We start from the raw sequence: 15476 nt of genomic DNA on the forward strand, positions 1-15476 counted from the left end.
CGGCGTATGGACTGGACTGAGCTGGCGGAGATAAAGGAAACACGAAGAACGAAGGGATTCGATGTTGACTTATCGTACAGAAGCGAGGGAAGTCTCACTAGCCGCTAGGCGCAGAAACCGGATAACTACGAGGAAAAGAGTGCTTGGTGAGACCCCGCAAGGCGTAAGCCTGAGGAAGCTCACCGCGCTCCCACGGAAAGCGAGTCATCCCCCGCAGCCCCGAACTACCGCACAAACACCTCCAAATAAAGTCTTCAAGAAAAGGGAGCCTTAGTTGAATAAGCCAAATATAAAAAAGAGGTTCCTGATCAGGAACCTCTTTTTAATTATGAAGTTTTAGATTTTCTTTTTCGCACAATCTCGATCAGTTTATTAAATCCTTCTCTATAAAACAGGTATAACCCCACAACATATGTCACGGCTCCGATTGGAACGAGAATGGACAATTGAATAAGGGAATATAACTTTTCAATCGGTGTAAAAAACTCAATAAGCAGAATGGGAAGAGCCATTAATGCTGTTGGCAAAGCTACTCTTCCAACAAGCTTTATTAACCTGGAAGCTTCTCCATTCGGCATTTCTTTATAAATAGCATAAGTTACAAATGTTAAATAATATAAGGATACGACTGAACTGGATAGTGCTAAACCTGGATACCCGAATGGGATTAAAAATAGATAGTTCAGTAAAGCATTCAATAAAATCGTTGTTGAACTTATTTTCAAAAGCTTCTTTGTAGCGCCAAGAGCGTACATTCCTTTTATAGGTATCATAATCAAGCCTTGGGTGACAATTAAGGGAATGTACATATAAAGGACTGTGACTGTATTTTGAACGTCCTCTGCTGTATAAGCCCCACGTTCAAAGATAAAGGATATGGCCTGCTCTCCGACAAGCCAAAGACCGATGGCAAGTGGCATTAAGGCAAGTAATCCCACCTGATAGCCCATATATAAGGTATCTTTGAATTTCTCTTTATTGCCGCTTTGCTCAGACATTAATGTGAATATGATCGCAACTATGGTCGTCTGGAAGATGGCACTCGGGATACTCATAAGCAAAGATGAATTGTTCAAATAAGTAACCGCCCCGCTGACTGTACCAGACGCAAACATTTTATTAACAAAAACATTGATATGCCCAACAGACGAGTGCATGATAGCTGGCACTAGCAGAACGAAAAAAGCCCGCGCAAACTGAGGGTTGATCTTAAAAGTAAGAGCCCAGCGGTACCCATATTTATATAAGTAATAAATCTGAATCAACAAGCCCACCGCTAATCCTGTTATGAAACCATAGGCAATACTATAGATCCCCCACACATCTGCAAATAGAAGGATGAATAAAGTAGCTACCACTGTTCCTAACAAGTTAACAATCTGGTTAGGAACAAAGCTTCTTACAGCCTGCAGATAAGACTCAAGAACACTAGTCAGACCAATAATCAACGTAAATAAAAAGAAGATTTTAGTCATTCGAATTGCAACCATCTCTGTAGTTTCTGTCATGGAGCCATAAACTTGAACGATATAAGGGGTTAGGAAATAGCAGGATATTGTGATAATCATCAAGAAAACAATCGTATAGTTGAGCATACTATTGGCATTTCGATCGGCTTCTTCAGGACTCTCCCGCTGATTCCTTTTATATTCCGGCAAAAATACAGAATTAAATCCATTCTTTATCAACGTTTTCATCAAGGTGACAAAAGTAAAAGCCAAGATGAAACCATCCGTATAATCTGTAGCCCCGAACTCTTTTGCCATGATGCTTTCCCGTAAAAAACCGATAACTTTCAATACCAGGGCCAGTAAAGTAATCCATATGGCCGTTTTTTTCAGTTTAGACATTTCTCTACCTCTTTTTTCTTTCTTTATGAACGCTAACCAATATCGTAGCATCTTTTCCAGTAATTGAACAGATACAGAAAAAGGGGTTCATGTGCATCCGTTTAGAATTTTGATATACTTTAACAGTGTGGGTTCATACCCCGCCCCCGTTGGATTGCAACATATTTCCACCTCTTTTTTTAAGCATAATTGAAAGGAAAGAATACTATGTCAGTTCGATTCTACCAACCAGGCGATGAACATCAGATTCGCTCTTTATTTAATCAAACGTTTAACCATGACCGATCGCTGGATGAATGGGAATGGAAATTCATCCATAACCCCAAACAGGAAGAACCCTTCATTCTCGTCTTCGAAGAAGACCAGAAGATTTTAGGCCATATAAGCTTATGGCTGACAAAAGCCTATTTAAAAGGAAAAGAGTCGGTCATTGGTTTACGTGTGGATACAATGGTGGACCCTGAAGCCCGGGGCAAAGGCATTTACAAAAAATTAAACGAAGTCCTTTTAGAAGAAGCCATCAAAAGGGAAATTGATTACATCTACGGCTTCCCCGCTCCAAAGGCTAAAGAACTATTCATCCGTTATACGAATGCTGTTCATCTCACAGATATGCCAAGATGGATGCTTGTCCATCGACCGTTCTCCCTGTTATCAAAAAAAATTAAACCAGTCCGTGCATTCAAGCCTTTGGATAAATTAGTCATTAGGTTCAGAAAGAAAACTCAGGTTGATTCAGACAGTTACCTGGAAGAAATCACACGCTGTAATGAATCCTTTGACGATCTAGCAGAAAAAATGAAGGATTACCAAGAAGGCATAGTCGTGCGTGACGCTGACTACCTCAATTGGAGGTATTTCGATCACCCTACAAATAACTACCAAATGTTCGCTTCGTTCCGGAAAGGAATATTACAAGGATACATTGTCCTTAAGAAGCAAAAGAAATCTTTTAAGAACGGTCTCATTATCGACTGGCTTGCCATCGATCCAAAAACCTGGGAGATGCTACTGAATAAAGCAATCATCGAACTTGACGATGTGGATCTTATCCAATCATGGGCACTCCCCCATACCTCTGCCGCCCAAGTGATGAAAAAGAAAGGTTTTTTCCATAAAGATAGCCCGATGCCTCTCGTCGGTTTGGAAATAAACATGGATTATACTGAACTGAACGACCCTCATAAATGGTATATCACTCCAGGAGACGTCGATTCATTTTAAAAAGGAGCCTCCGTGAAATGGATAAACGAAAATTATTGAATAAGGCTTTGCCCATCATTCGACCAATTAACGAACGGATGATCAGCAACTATTATAAAGCAGATCTTCCCGTGCATCTCTCTTGAAACAGATAAAAGGGTCTTGTTGCTTGCCCCTCATGTGGATGATGAAACCATAGGGGCAGGAGGTACTCTGATGAAGCATGTGGAAGAGGGCGCTCAAACACATGTCCTCTTTTTAACAGATGGATCCGGCAGCTACACGACCGGATCCAGAGAAGAACTCGTGGAAAAACGGAGAAAAGAAGCAAAAGAAGTTCAAAGACTCATAGGTTTACATTCCATTGATTTCTACAAGGCGAAAGATGGACAGTTAAAAAGTGATGCCCCTACAAAAGATTGGGTCAAAGGTAAAATAGCATCAGTCAAACCAGATGTCATTTATGCCCCCGTGTTTGTCGATTGTCACCCTGATCATATTGCTGCAGCCCGAATTGTCCGGGATCTATTAGAAGAAATGGACGCCCCTGCCATCAAAGTCCGCCTTTATGAAATTAATACCCTCCTCCCAAAGGAAGAGATCAACTGTGTTATAGATATCACCTCTTATATGGAAAGGAAAAAGAAGATCATAGATATTTTCCAATCACAAACGATTGATTTTGATGGATTTCTCGCGCTTCAAAAAATTAAACGCCAACTGCTTTCCACTAATTCTCCAGATGCTGTGGAGACTTTCCTTCAATTAAGTCCCGAAGAACTCATCAAACGATTCGATCAAATAGAAAACCAGTACAATTACAGCGAACACTTTAAACAGGTAAATAAAGAAGCCACCCTCCTCTATGCGCTATATAAAAATCTGAAGTTCAAACAAAAGGTATATAAGAAGAGCGAAGCCCGCAAATAAAAAAAGCTTGTTGACTATTTGAACTGTAACCTCAAAAATGGACAGTTTAATAAAAAGTGCTAGGCTGCTAGTAGGTGACCTCGGTATTGTACCGGGGTCATTTTTTGTAAGGACCACTGATATCGACCTTCATTGTAATACTCCATGTATTCTTCAATCGCTTGCTTGACTTCAAAAACAGAAGTGCATGTTTTAAAATCTATCCCATCTTTCATGTGCCCGAAGAAGGACTCCACCGGGGCATTATCCCAACAGTTACCGCGACGGGACATCGACTGATCCAAACCTAGATTACTGACTTTCTTTTGGAATTCCGGATGCGTATAGTGCACGCCCTGGTCGGAATGGATAAGACAGTCTGGGTGGGGAATAAAGTCTTCGCGTTCCATTAAGTTATCAAGCGTCGTGTACACAATGTCCATCTTTAAGGATGTTGAAAGATGATAAGCTAGTATTTCTCTTGTTGCGCCATCTTTAATTACGGATAAATAAGCTTTCTTCCCTTTCGCATAGTAGATATAGGTAATATCTGTTAGAAGGACTTTGTGTGGTTCTTGTTGATCGAATTGACGCTCCAATTTATTCTCGCACGTCTTATGCTCTTGTGTTGCTTGAGCGATTTGCTTATAAGGGTTTGATCTCCGAATACGGCACACCAGACTGTACTTCTTCATAATACGGCGGATACGCTTATGGTTCATCACAACGTTCTCTTCGTTCTCTAAAATCATTTTGATTTGGAGGGCTCCCACTTTTCCATTTTTCCGGATATACACGTTCTTAATCAGCTTGTAATCCGCCTCATCTTTCTGCTCTCTTTTTGCGCGGGTACCTTCTGATTTTAACCAATTATAATAACCAGAGCGACTGACGCCCGCTAACTCACAAAAATATTGGACCAACTCTGGGAAATTATGATCTCTTACCATTTGTTCAATAAGCTGAAATTTTTCTGATGTCGTTACTTGTTCTTCTTCGCCTGCCTTTCGAGTTCGTCGAGCTTTTTTACGAAGTCCAGCTCCGCCTCTAGATACGCAATGCGCGCTTCTGCTTTCTTCAGCTTATCTTCAGAGGAAAGCTCTTTTGATGAGGGGCGCCCTGTCGCACTTTTCCCTCGGCGTTCGGTGTAAAACCCATCTTCTCCGTACTTCTGAAACGTTTCTCGCCAGCGCTTTATACATTGTTTTGGCTTTTTAACACCAATAATAGAGAGATCGAATCCATGTTCGACAAAGATTTGGTGAGGTCCTTTCCCTTTCTCGTTTTCCTTCACAGCTTTCACTTTGAAATCAGGAGAATAGGTGATGGATCGATCTGAAACTCTTAAGATGTTTGGGTTGGACTCAAGTTCTCTTCTTTGTGATTCAGTAAAAATAATCTTAGGCATGTTTATCCCTCGCTCGCATTAGTTAATTCGATTATAAATGGACAATCGAGGTCATGAAACACAAAAAACCCCGAATAAGGGCACTTTTTTATCAGTGTCCATTATTCGGGGTATAGTTCAATTTAAAGTCAACAAGCTTTTTTATTCTCCTTTTTCTTTTCTCTTTCGTCTTTTAGAGAATAGGTCAATGACGGGTCGTTTTCCACGATACACAACCCCTGTCATTTCTGCAAACAAATGCAGAAGGAAAAGCAGAACAAACGTAATGATCAGAGATACTCCAAAAGAAGTTAACGAGAACAGCAACGCAAGAAAACCGAATACAGCACTGAACCCATAAATAATCAAGACAGTCGTTCGATGGCTGAAACCTGCGGCTAGAATTTGATAGTGAATGTGTTTATTATCCGGCATCATGATCTTTTGTTTGTTTATCAATCTACGAATAATAGAGAACAATGTATCAAATACCGGTATAGCCAGCACAATGATTGGAATGACAAAACTGAAAAGAGTTACATTTTTAAATAACCCGACCATAGATATAACAGCCATGGAATATCCAAGGAATAGAGAACCCGTGTCCCCCATATATATTTTTGCCGGATAGAAATTGTGAAAGAGAAAGCCTATGTTGCTTCCAATTAGAACTACGCACAAATAAACAATGGCTACTTGTGGTTCGATGGCCAGGGCCATAACTGCAATACTGATCAAAGAAATTGTAGAAACACCTGCGGCCAATCCATCAAGACCATCGATTAAATTAATCGCATTAGTAATCCCTATAATCCATAAAAACGTAAAAATAATGCTGATCGGTTCATTAAAAGAAACCATTCCTACAAACGGAATGCTCAGTACGTCTATTTTCAAACCTGAAAAAATTAAAATTGCCGCCGTCAAAACTTGCCCTGCCAGCTTAAATATCGGTCGAATTTGAAAACGGTCGTCCAGCAATCCGGTTAGAACGATAATGATGGCCCCAATACATATCGGGATAATGTAGGGAAGTTCAGGACGGATGAATATAACCCCTGCTGCCGCCCCGCCAAATATAGCAAGACCACCCATCCGAGGGGTAATTTCTTTATGGATTTTCCTCAACTCAGGATAATCCATCATCTTCCATTTAACAGCTAGTTTCATAACAGGAAAAACAAGTATATAACTGACGATCATAGATAGTAGAATTGCTATTGTCATTTCTAAATAGATGTTCATAAGAATCCTCACTTATTGTTAAATATCAACGAAGTCATCAATGCTATTCATTATAACATAGGAAAACTTCTTACCCACTAGGAATTTGAGCACAAGAAGCCTCTTGAAAGGCTTCCTTTTCAACTATCGGTTGGCATTCACTTTTTTATCATAGCATTACAAATAGAAAAGGAAAACTATGAACTGCCCACGTTAACATGAGCCCGCCGGACTATAAAAAGTGTTTGTAACCTAAAGGCATTTTTTGTATGATAATAAAATGGCATTATAACTATATTAATAGCTAAAGGGATTTGGTATATTTGAAACTTATTACAATTTTAGTTCCCGCTTACAATGAAGAAGATGTTCTTCATCACTTGAATAAAAGACTGGAAGAAGTCCTTGCATCAGTTCCTGATTATAGATTTGAAATTCTATTCGTCAATGATGGAAGCAGCGATCAGACAATGTCTATTATTAAGGAACTACGAGATAACGATCCAGGGATCTCCTATGTGGACCTTTCCAGAAACTTCGGGAAAGAGACAGCCATGATTGCGGGATTAGATCATGCGGAAGGGGATGCTGTTATTATCCTTGATGCAGATTTACAAGACCCGCCCGAACTCATACCGGATATGATTTATTACTGGGAACAGGGGTATGACGATGTTTACGCTAAACGAAAAAGTCGTTCCGGGGAAACGTGGTTCAAAAAGACCACCTCTCATATTTTCTACCGTGTATTGAAAAGGATGAGTCAAGTACCTATTCAGGAAGATACAGGAGATTTCCGACTGTTGGACAGAAGATGTATTGAAGCCATTAAGCAATTAAGAGAGTCGCAGCGATACACTAAAGGAATGTTCAGCTGGGTTGGGTTCAATAAAAAAGAAATCCTATTCGACAGGGATCCCCGTATATCCGGAGAAACGAAATGGAATTACGGAAAACTGGTAGATTTAGCTATCGAAGGTGTCACATCATTCACCACTGCTCCATTGAGGATTTCATCTCTAGTTGGAGTTGCCGTTTCTATGTTCGCGTTCATCTATATGATCTGGATTATATCCAAAACTCTCATCTTCGGAGAGCCAGTGGCAGGATATCCTTCACTCATGACTGCCATTTTATTCATCGGTGGTATCCAACTGATTGTTCTTGGAATTATTGGAGAATATTTAGGCCGCGTCTTCAATGAGACAAAGCGCCGACCATTATACTTTGTGAATGAATACAATGGAGATAAGTCTCGTATTTATCCATCCGCACCAAGTGCAGAGTACAAAGTAAAGGAAATGGATTATTATGAGAAATAAGAAGCAACTTACTGAGATTTTTCTGTACTTGCTATTCGGTGGATTGACCACCCTTGTCAATATCATCTCTTACTATGGCTTCTCTTTATTTAGTGATTACCGTGTTGCTACTGCCTTAGCATGGGCAGTAGCCGTTTTATTTGCCTTCATCACAAATAAACTCTATGTCTTCCGCAGTGAAAATTCAAGTTCTAAAGAAATTCTCCCTTTTCTCGGGGCGAGAGTCTTATCACTGTTTTTAGACTTAGGGGTTATGATTGTTTTAGTGGACATCATGAATCAGGATGACCTGCTGGCAAAAATTCTTGCTAATGTACTTGTCGTAGTTTTCAACTACATGGCTAGTAAATTTTTCATATTTAAGCAACCTGTTGGAGAAAGGGAAAATGCTTCATGGCCAAAATCTTAAAAATCTCACAAATCTTTTGCGTTCTTGTTATCTTCACATTTGGTCTCTTTTATTTCGGTGGAGGAACCTACTTTAATTTACTAAAGGTTAGAGAAATCTTCAGCGGAACAGAAATTCTGTTCCTTCTCGTCCTGGTCCCTCTTACTTTAAGTACCCTTTACTTGGTAAGCCTCCTCCCCTTTAAAGGGCGGAAATTCTTACTCCTGTTATTACCAACTGCGTTTATCATCAGACTAGTTTGGATTATTTATGCACCAACTGAACCGACATCAGACTTCTTAATGCTTCACAACGCGGCAGTTGCCACCGTTGACGGTAATTTCAGCTATGCGGATAATGCCTACTTCACCAAATGGGTATACCAATTGGGCTTTGTTATGTATGAAGCATTCGTTATCGCTGTGTTCGGAAACGAAACGTTCATATTGAAGCTATTAAATGTCTTATATAGCACCGGTATCGTATGGGTCATTTATGAATGCGCCCGCTACATCTTCAATGAAAAAACAGGAAGGTTGGCAGGAGCTGCCTATACTATCTATATTCCTGCTATTATAATGACATCCGTTTTAACCAATCAGATTTTATCTACGTTGTTTTTTTACAGCGGTGTTCTTTTATTACTTAAACGCTTTGAAAAATCCCGTTCCGCCTGGATTTTCATTGGACTACTCTTCGCCCTTGGTCACATTATAAGACCTGTGGGATCATTAATACTGCTGGCTACCGGGTTCTTTATACTCGTGATCTACCTATTTAACTTTAGAAAACCTAAAAGATGGTCAGCAACGTTGAAGTTTGCAGGGATCTTAGCCGTCTATTTATTGACTCTCACTCTCTCGAGTCAAGCTCTGATGGCTGCCGGCATTTCTGATTATCCACTGGAAAATAGAGATCCTAAATGGAAATTTGTCTTAGGATTAAACCAAGAAACCACGGGGCAATATTCTAACGAAGATTCAAAAAGTCTGAAAGGTCTCGCCCTGGACGAAAGAATCAAAAAGGAAGAACAGATCATAGAAGAAAGACTTTCTGATAAATCAGCTCTCCTCCCTCTCTTCCTAGATAAATTTGAAATAATGTGGAGTGGCAATGACTCATCCATCTATTGGAGTTATCAAGGAGAAAGTGAACGAATAAAAAACCTGATGTATGAAGCAGAAAAGGTATTATTCACCATTCACTTCATTCTCGGACTTCTCAGTCTTGGAGCATTATCCTGGAACGTATTATCAGATCAAAAAGACTCTAACTACTATTATCTTAATGCCTTGTGGTTCACCCTCTTTGTTGTAGGATATGCGATGATTCATTTGGCAATTGAAATCCAGACGCGCTATCGATTCGTGAGTATACCAAGTATCATCATTATTCAAAGCTTTGGACATTATCTTATCTTCCAGCTTCGGAAAACAAAAAAGTCCCTTTCATCTTAAATGGATGGAAGGGATTTTTGTTTTAACTATCTTTTTCATCATTCTACTATTGTTGTAAGTGCTCAATCAGCTGATCAATCACTTCTTTTGATGATAGCAATTCCGAGTTTTCGGTGCGCTTAATGATGTTCTGTAAGACCTCTTGTAAATTATCCATGCTACCCACCTTTTCCTAAATAATCAATTAATCTTCTATTTACTTAAACGTTCGTCCCTAAACGACTTTTTCTGACGGCTTATACTGTTTCTAGTAAATTAGACGACATAAAATAATAAAAGTTTCAAAGATTCATTTATTTCCGGGGAAATATGACGAAAATAGTAAATGATTCTTATATCATAGCCCATTTCCTATTTTTTGAAAAGACAAATATACTATTCATTTTTATGTATGGTATACGTAAGAAAACCCGGGATGCTATCACCGGGTTTATCCAGATTTAGAAATAGTGGCCCACGTACGTTGAAGAATTTTCAATTTGTAGCTTCTATAATCGAACCGGTGGATATGCTTCTGTATGACTTGAATCCCTTCCTGATGGTATGTGAAGAATATGACTGCTGGGTGTTGAAGAGAATCATAGAAGAAAATAGGATTGAAGCTTCTTAGGCTTTTTTCGAAATTCCAGCTGCCGAACAAATCCAGGGTGGAAATGTATTCATCATCTACAATTGCTTGAGAAAACACATCCGTTTTAAGGTCGCTATATTCCATAAGGTGATGGTAGCAGACAGCCGCCTGCAAATAAGATAATGGAGACTCGTCGCCAATAACCCCTGCCATTAATTCTTCATAAGGGACACGTCTTCCACGATCAGCCGCATAGACCTTTCCACGATCAGCATGAATGGTCCATCCTGGCTTTCTTTTCAATTGAGAGTATTGATCAACCACCTCACTCAATTCAATTATTTGCCGTTCTTTCACACAAGGCAGAGGTGGAAGGATATCTGCCCTGACATTCTTATATGCAGCTTCACGTCTGAACATCGTTTTATTTTTCACGCCCGCCCTCCTCGTTTTACGAATTACTTAATACCCTTATCATTCTGATCAGCGTACTTATGTGTTAATAATTCTTCCAAGGGTACATCCAATGTCCTGGCCAGTTTCCCCATAATAATCAAGGATGGATTCTTTTGGACTCCTCTTTCAATATTACTGATGTAAGACTTTGAAACGCCCGATTTCTTAGCGAATTCATTTACAGAAAAGCCTTTTCCAACACGAAGCACACGAATTTTTTCCCCAATAGGTGTCATTACGGTTTTCCCCTCACCTTCTAATCCTGAATTTTCGTTCTCTATAAAGAATATTATAAACTTTAAGTTCTCAAAAAGAAACAGTTAAATATCATTATTAAGAACATACCGCAGTATCCTTCTACTAATATCTTGAAAATACACGCATTTATTCGTTTTAAAGTTTTACATAAAAAAAACCGGAGCATAGGCTCCGGTTCTTATTCTTCATTCATTTTATATTTCTGCCTGAACTCTTTTGGCCCCATGCCTTCAATACTTTTGAAGACCCGTGTGAAGTAGCTCTGGCTGTTGTAACCAAGCAGCATGCTGATATCCATCAAAGAGTGATGAGTGATACAAAGCAGTTCTTTCGCTTCTTTTATCCTCTGTTGATTTATGAAATGGGAAATGGAAACCCCTTTTTCTTTTGCAAAGACCCCTGATAAGTAATTCGGATTCACCTTCAACGTCGCTGCGATATCTTTCAAAGAAAGGTCACTCGTAAGGTTTTGGAAAATGTATTTTTGAGTTCTTTCAACGAGCGGAGAATGAAAAGGCTGCTCTTCCACTTTCCGTATGCGATCAAGAAAAGACTGCAGAATATTAAGCTCCAATGACTTCAAATCTTCCATGCTTTCTTTGGTCTCAAGGAAATTAATATAAAAGTCACAAAGCGAATCGACTTCATTTTGATGACAGCCTTTTTCAATACAAATATAGCCTAATTCTGCCACTAGTCTAATCAACTGGTTTTTAAACATTCTTTCATCAGGATTTGCAAGTACTTTTCCTCTATATGTTTGATACTCTTCGAGAGCCTGCTCCTCTCCCTTTTTAAATAACTCAATAAAATCCTGTTTTGTAGCAATGATTTCAGGGTATGATTGAACCGACTGTGTAAATTTTTGGTATTGTTTAGTAATTTGTTGTTCTTCAAAACCCTGGCGGTATTTTTTTTCTTTCTTGGGTAATAGTTGGTTTAGCAACCGTTTGATCGACTGAATCTGAACTTGATTGAATGTTGGTAATTGTTCAAAATACTGAACAAACTGATCTTCAAATTTTGAATCGAGGTCGTTCATAATCAAATTCATTTTTATATGTTTCCTTAGCATATCCTGTTGTAGAAAAGGTCCGATTCCTAAGATATATTGATTCCCTTCCACTTCCATAGGGTAAAGGAAGAGGTGCTGGTCATAGGGATCCGTGAAAAGTTGGATAACATATGGACGCTTTCTGCTTTCGTTGATGTAACTCTTATGTAAATCTCTTAATACTTCCGGCGGTTTTTGAAAACTGTCCGGAAAGTGATAGGCCAGTTGATTGCGATCGTTGATCAGTATGACCGGGATGTGTAGGGCAATCGAACAATCCTTTAACAGGTTAATCACTTGATATTTCGTCATAAAGGCCCCTCTTTTCACTACATCTTTTTACTCATCATCTATCATGTCAAAAAAAGAACACCCTTTCAAGTAAAGGGTGTCAGACCGTATTCTTATCTTTTTGGTTCAATTGTAAAAAGCGTTTGACCTCTTCCGTGCTTAACCCTAAGTCTTTCGCTTCTTTTATTAGTGCAATCCACTCATCATCCAACATATATTCCCTAGGCAGTGGCTCCATCCGGTTAACCTCCCTAATTTGTTCTGTGTGATGGTGTGGATGAGCTCCCAGCTCGGTGTTACCCGTGATTCTGAGTTCTCAGCTCCTTTTCGATGTTCTTCTAGGTACTATTATAATGGATAGCAGGGAGATACTTTTTAACAAAACTCATTATTTTTTCACATTTTACATATAAATTTTCAGACTTTTCATAAAGTTATTGTATTTTTTTGTAGAATAAAGTACAGAAAAAAGCCAGGTATTTTTGGAACATACCTGGCTTTACGTATACATGTTATTCCATTTTTCAGTAAGAAGACGAAAAGTTTCTTCGTCATTTTGATCGATCGCCCGGTCGATGAGGCGTCGAAGGTTGTTTTTCTCTAATTCGCGGATGATTTCTTTCACTTCTTTAGATGATTGCTGACTGATTTCGATCCCCTCTTCATAATACGGCGACACAATCGAATGAAGGTGCGTGATGAACTCCGGGAGTTGCAGCAGATCGGAGACAGAAACATAGACCATTTTCTTGCCTCTTTGAAACACGAATATATCGAAAACGTTGTGCACCCGCTGGCGATTGCGGTCGATTATTATTTCTCTTGATTCCATAGGAATGAATTGATACAACTCATTGTCGATGAACAGCGAAAAGTACTGGTAGGCGAGAACGACTCGAATGAAGCGTTTGTCTTCTTTAACATAGTATGGTTTAAGCATCTTTATGTTCAACATGGGCCCACCCCTTTTTTATTAAATCTGAATTTTCAGTATTTTATTCTATTATCGCGCATTTGTCAACAAAATGAAAGCGATTTACAAAGAAGGGGCGCCGAATGGAATTTCTAACAGAAAAACCCTCCATCCCGTTCTGACGGATGGAGGGTTTCTGGTATTAAATCAAGGCATGCAAGCGTTCGTTAACGGTTGCTTTTACAGCTTTCAGGAGCTCTTCACTTTCTTTTCGTGTATTGGATTTCACACCGTAATAAAACTTAATTTTTGGCTCTGTGCCTGATGGACGCAGGCAGAACCAGCAATCGTCCTCGAGGATGAATTTGACGACATTTGATGTCGGAAGGTCGATTTCTTCTTCTGTACCTTCTTGGACATGTTTACGGATCGTCGTGGCATAATCTTCGACAGCGACGACTTTTTTGCCACCCGCTTCTTTGATTTCCGCATTACGGAAGTCATCCATGATGGCACGGATTTGATCTGCTCCTGACTTTCCTTCCAGTTTCATGGACTGGAGGTCCTCCAGGAAGTACCCATGCTTTTCATACAATTCATCCAGAGCATGAAGCAGCGTTTTGCCCTGGTTCTTCCAATGGGCTCCGACTTCTGCTGCCAGGACTGCTGCTTGCACAGCATCCTTGTCCCGTGCGAAATCTTTAACAAGATAGCCGTAACTTTCTTCATAGCCGAACATGAATGTATGCTCTCCTGTTTGTTCGTACTCCCGGATTTTCTCTCCGATGAATTTGAAGCCGGTCAATGTATCGAGCGAACGAATACCGTAGGCGTTCGCAATGACGCGGCCGAATTCAGAAGTTACGATGGTTTTAATGAGCATGCCGTTCTTCGGAAGCTGTTCCGATTGGCCAAGAATATAATCGAGCAAAAGTGCACCGGTCTGATTTCCCGTAAGCACGACGTATTCCCCGTTTTCATTAGGAACGGCAACTCCAAGGCGGTCAGCATCAGGGTCTGTAGCCATTAGCAAATCTGCACCAATCGCTTTCCCTTGTTCAATCGCCATTTCGAACGCCTGGTGCTCCTCCGGGTTCGGGGATGCGACTGTCGAAAATTCAGGGTCCGGTTTTGCTTGTTCTTCGACGATATGAATGGAAGTAAAACCACTCTGCTCTAGCCCTTTTTCCACGAGGTCACGCGCTGTCCCGTGCAGAGGTGTGAAGACAAGGGAAAGATCTTTTTTAATGTCAGACTGAACGGTTACCCCTTTAAGTGCTTCCAGGTAAGCGGCGTCCACTTCCTCACCAATCCAGCGCAACAGTCCTTTTTCTTCAAGCTCCTGTTGCTCAGCCGCTTCCACTTGCAATTCGTTTTCCACCTTGTTGACGAAATCAATCATAATCTCCGCCTGCTCAGGTGGGAGCTGGCCTCCATCTTCATTGTAAGCCTTAAACCCGTTATATTCAGGCGGGTTGTGACTTGCTGTAACCACAACGCCCCCTGCTGCGTTCAAATGACGGACAGCAAAAGACAATTCAGGAGTCGGCCTTAACGATGTGAAGACATACGAAGGAATGCCATGATGGCCGAGGACCCGTGCCGTTTCCACCGCGAACTCCCTGGACATATAGCGGGAATCATAAGCGATGGCTACCCCACGATTGGAGAGGCCCTGATCATTCACATAAGTAGCAAGTCCTTCTGCTGCTTTTCTCACCATGTAGATGTTCATGCGGTTCGTTCCTGGTCCGAGTTTCCCACGCATTCCGCCGGTTCCGAACTCCAGGTTTTTATAGAAAGCATCTTCCAAAGATTGTTCATCTGATGTTAGTTCGTCCAGCTTGGATGCAAGGTCTGCATCCAGTTCGGTAAATTCTTTCCAACGATTGTAATCATTTTTCCACATGCACAACACTCCTTGGTGATTATTTTTACTTTGTTCATTAGAGGGAAGTCATTTTGAGCGGAATTTTGGCTGGCGACATAAGAAACTGGTGCTATTTCCAACTCGTTCTTCTCTAGTTCTTTTCATTCGCCATCTTTTGTAAAAAATCCTGTTTTTTTGCATATTTATGGCCGATTCTTTTTCATTTCCCCTTCATGTCGTAGAATTTCCAACTCTATGTATCTACTAATTATATTGTATCATTTTTTTACATCGGTTATAGTGTGGAAATATTTGTATGACCT

At 40.2% G+C, this 15476-nt stretch carries 14 protein-coding genes; 5 read left to right on the forward strand and 9 right to left on the reverse strand.

What is annotated here, in order from left to right:
- Positions 1–326: 326 nt before the first annotated feature.
- Entirely contained in the window at positions 327–1850 is a 1524-nt protein-coding gene (gene murJ / locus ACXADE_RS17085) for a murein biosynthesis integral membrane protein MurJ (RefSeq protein ID WP_474981626.1), read from the reverse strand.
- A 207-nt stretch (positions 1851–2057) separates the two neighbouring features.
- On the opposite strand from murJ, the gene ACXADE_RS17090 reads away from it, so the two are divergent.
- Positions 2058–3074 (forward strand): GNAT family N-acetyltransferase, encoded by a 1017-nt coding sequence (locus tag ACXADE_RS17090; RefSeq protein WP_474981627.1) that lies wholly within the window; start codon positions 2058–2060, stop codon positions 3072–3074.
- A 144-nt stretch (positions 3075–3218) separates the two neighbouring features.
- Positions 3219–3983 (forward strand): PIG-L deacetylase family protein, encoded by a 765-nt coding sequence (locus ACXADE_RS17095; protein ID WP_474981628.1) that lies wholly within the window; start codon positions 3219–3221, stop codon positions 3981–3983.
- 59 nt (positions 3984–4042) lie between these two features.
- Here the strand turns inward: ACXADE_RS17095 and ACXADE_RS17100 are convergent.
- Together ACXADE_RS17100 and ACXADE_RS17105 are read right to left on the reverse strand one after the other, a co-directional pair.
- Positions 4043–5370 (reverse strand): IS3 family transposase gene (locus ACXADE_RS17100; RefSeq protein WP_474979588.1). Its coding sequence is split into 2 segments (ribosomal slippage): positions 4043–4998 and positions 4998–5370, totalling 1329 coding nucleotides; the frame shifts between segments, so codons are not numbered across the junction.
- 141 nt (positions 5371–5511) lie between these two features.
- Entirely contained in the window at positions 5512–6594 is a 1083-nt protein-coding gene (locus ACXADE_RS17105; RefSeq protein ID WP_474981629.1) for a glycosyltransferase family 4 protein, read from the reverse strand.
- A gap of 302 nt (positions 6595–6896) precedes the next feature.
- Here ACXADE_RS17105 and ACXADE_RS17110 point away from each other — a divergent pair, with 302 nt between their 5' ends.
- From ACXADE_RS17110 to ACXADE_RS17120, 3 genes are read left to right on the forward strand one after another with little or no spacing between them, the layout of a single operon-like run.
- The gene (locus tag ACXADE_RS17110; RefSeq protein ID WP_474981630.1) at positions 6897–7895 is read left to right on the forward strand and encodes a glycosyltransferase family 2 protein; all 999 of its coding nucleotides are present in this window, start codon (positions 6897–6899) and stop codon (positions 7893–7895) included.
- 22 nt (positions 7896–7917) lie between these two features.
- The gene (locus ACXADE_RS17115; RefSeq protein WP_474982262.1) at positions 7918–8304 is read left to right on the forward strand and encodes a GtrA family protein; all 387 of its coding nucleotides are present in this window, start codon (positions 7918–7920) and stop codon (positions 8302–8304) included.
- A complete protein-coding gene (locus ACXADE_RS17120) occupies positions 8289–9740 on the forward strand; it encodes an ArnT family glycosyltransferase (protein ID WP_474981631.1) in 1452 nt (483 codons plus the stop codon). Before ACXADE_RS17115 ends, ACXADE_RS17120 begins: the two co-directional genes overlap by 16 nt.
- Before the next feature lie 430 nt (positions 9741–10170).
- On the opposite strand, the gene ACXADE_RS17125 is transcribed toward ACXADE_RS17120, so the two are convergent.
- From ACXADE_RS17125 to ACXADE_RS17150, 6 genes are all read right to left on the reverse strand, one after another.
- Positions 10171–10746 carry a hypothetical protein gene (locus ACXADE_RS17125; RefSeq protein ID WP_474981632.1) on the reverse strand — a complete coding sequence of 192 codons (576 nt, stop codon included), beginning with the start codon at positions 10744–10746 and terminating at the stop codon, positions 10171–10173.
- A gap of 23 nt (positions 10747–10769) precedes the next feature.
- Positions 10770–11003, reverse strand: a complete 234-nt coding sequence (locus ACXADE_RS17130; RefSeq protein ID WP_474981633.1) for a helix-turn-helix domain-containing protein — start codon at positions 11001–11003, stop codon at positions 10770–10772.
- A gap of 200 nt (positions 11004–11203) precedes the next feature.
- Positions 11204–12391 carry an AraC family transcriptional regulator gene (locus ACXADE_RS17135; protein WP_474981634.1) on the reverse strand — a complete coding sequence of 396 codons (1188 nt, stop codon included), beginning with the start codon at positions 12389–12391 and terminating at the stop codon, positions 11204–11206.
- A 79-nt stretch (positions 12392–12470) separates the two neighbouring features.
- A complete protein-coding gene (locus ACXADE_RS17140; protein WP_474981635.1) occupies positions 12471–12608 on the reverse strand; it encodes an anti-repressor SinI family protein in 138 nt (45 codons plus the stop codon).
- A 261-nt stretch (positions 12609–12869) separates the two neighbouring features.
- Entirely contained in the window at positions 12870–13325 is a 456-nt protein-coding gene (locus ACXADE_RS17145; protein WP_474981636.1) for an IDEAL domain-containing protein, read from the reverse strand.
- Positions 13326–13485: 160 nt separating this feature from the next.
- Entirely contained in the window at positions 13486–15192 is a 1707-nt protein-coding gene (locus ACXADE_RS17150; protein ID WP_474981637.1) for a phospho-sugar mutase, read from the reverse strand.
- Between the last annotated feature and the right edge of the window lie 284 nt (positions 15193–15476).

This window comes from Halobacillus sp. ABR2_026, assembly GCF_056158545.1.

Coding starts and splice junctions, on each gene's coding strand:
- murJ (WP_474981626.1), bottom strand. CDS start 1,850: ATGTCTAAACTGAAAAAAACGGCCATATGGATTACTTTACTGGCCCTG.
- ACXADE_RS17130 (WP_474981633.1), bottom strand. CDS start 11,003: ATGACACCTATTGGGGAAAAAATTCGTGTGCTTCGTGTTGGAAAAGGC.
- ACXADE_RS17120 (WP_474981631.1), top strand. CDS start 8,289: ATGGCCAAAATCTTAAAAATCTCACAAATCTTTTGCGTTCTTGTTATC.
- ACXADE_RS17105 (WP_474981629.1), bottom strand. CDS start 6,594: ATGAACATCTATTTAGAAATGACAATAGCAATTCTACTATCTATGATC.
- ACXADE_RS17150 (WP_474981637.1), bottom strand. CDS start 15,192: ATGTGGAAAAATGATTACAATCGTTGGAAAGAATTTACCGAACTGGAT.
- ACXADE_RS17135 (WP_474981634.1), bottom strand. CDS start 12,391: ATGACGAAATATCAAGTGATTAACCTGTTAAAGGATTGTTCGATTGCC.
- ACXADE_RS17090 (WP_474981627.1), top strand. CDS start 2,058: ATGTCAGTTCGATTCTACCAACCAGGCGATGAACATCAGATTCGCTCT.
- ACXADE_RS17140 (WP_474981635.1), bottom strand. CDS start 12,608: ATGGAGCCACTGCCTAGGGAATATATGTTGGATGATGAGTGGATTGCA.
- ACXADE_RS17145 (WP_474981636.1), bottom strand. CDS start 13,325: ATGTTGAACATAAAGATGCTTAAACCATACTATGTTAAAGAAGACAAA.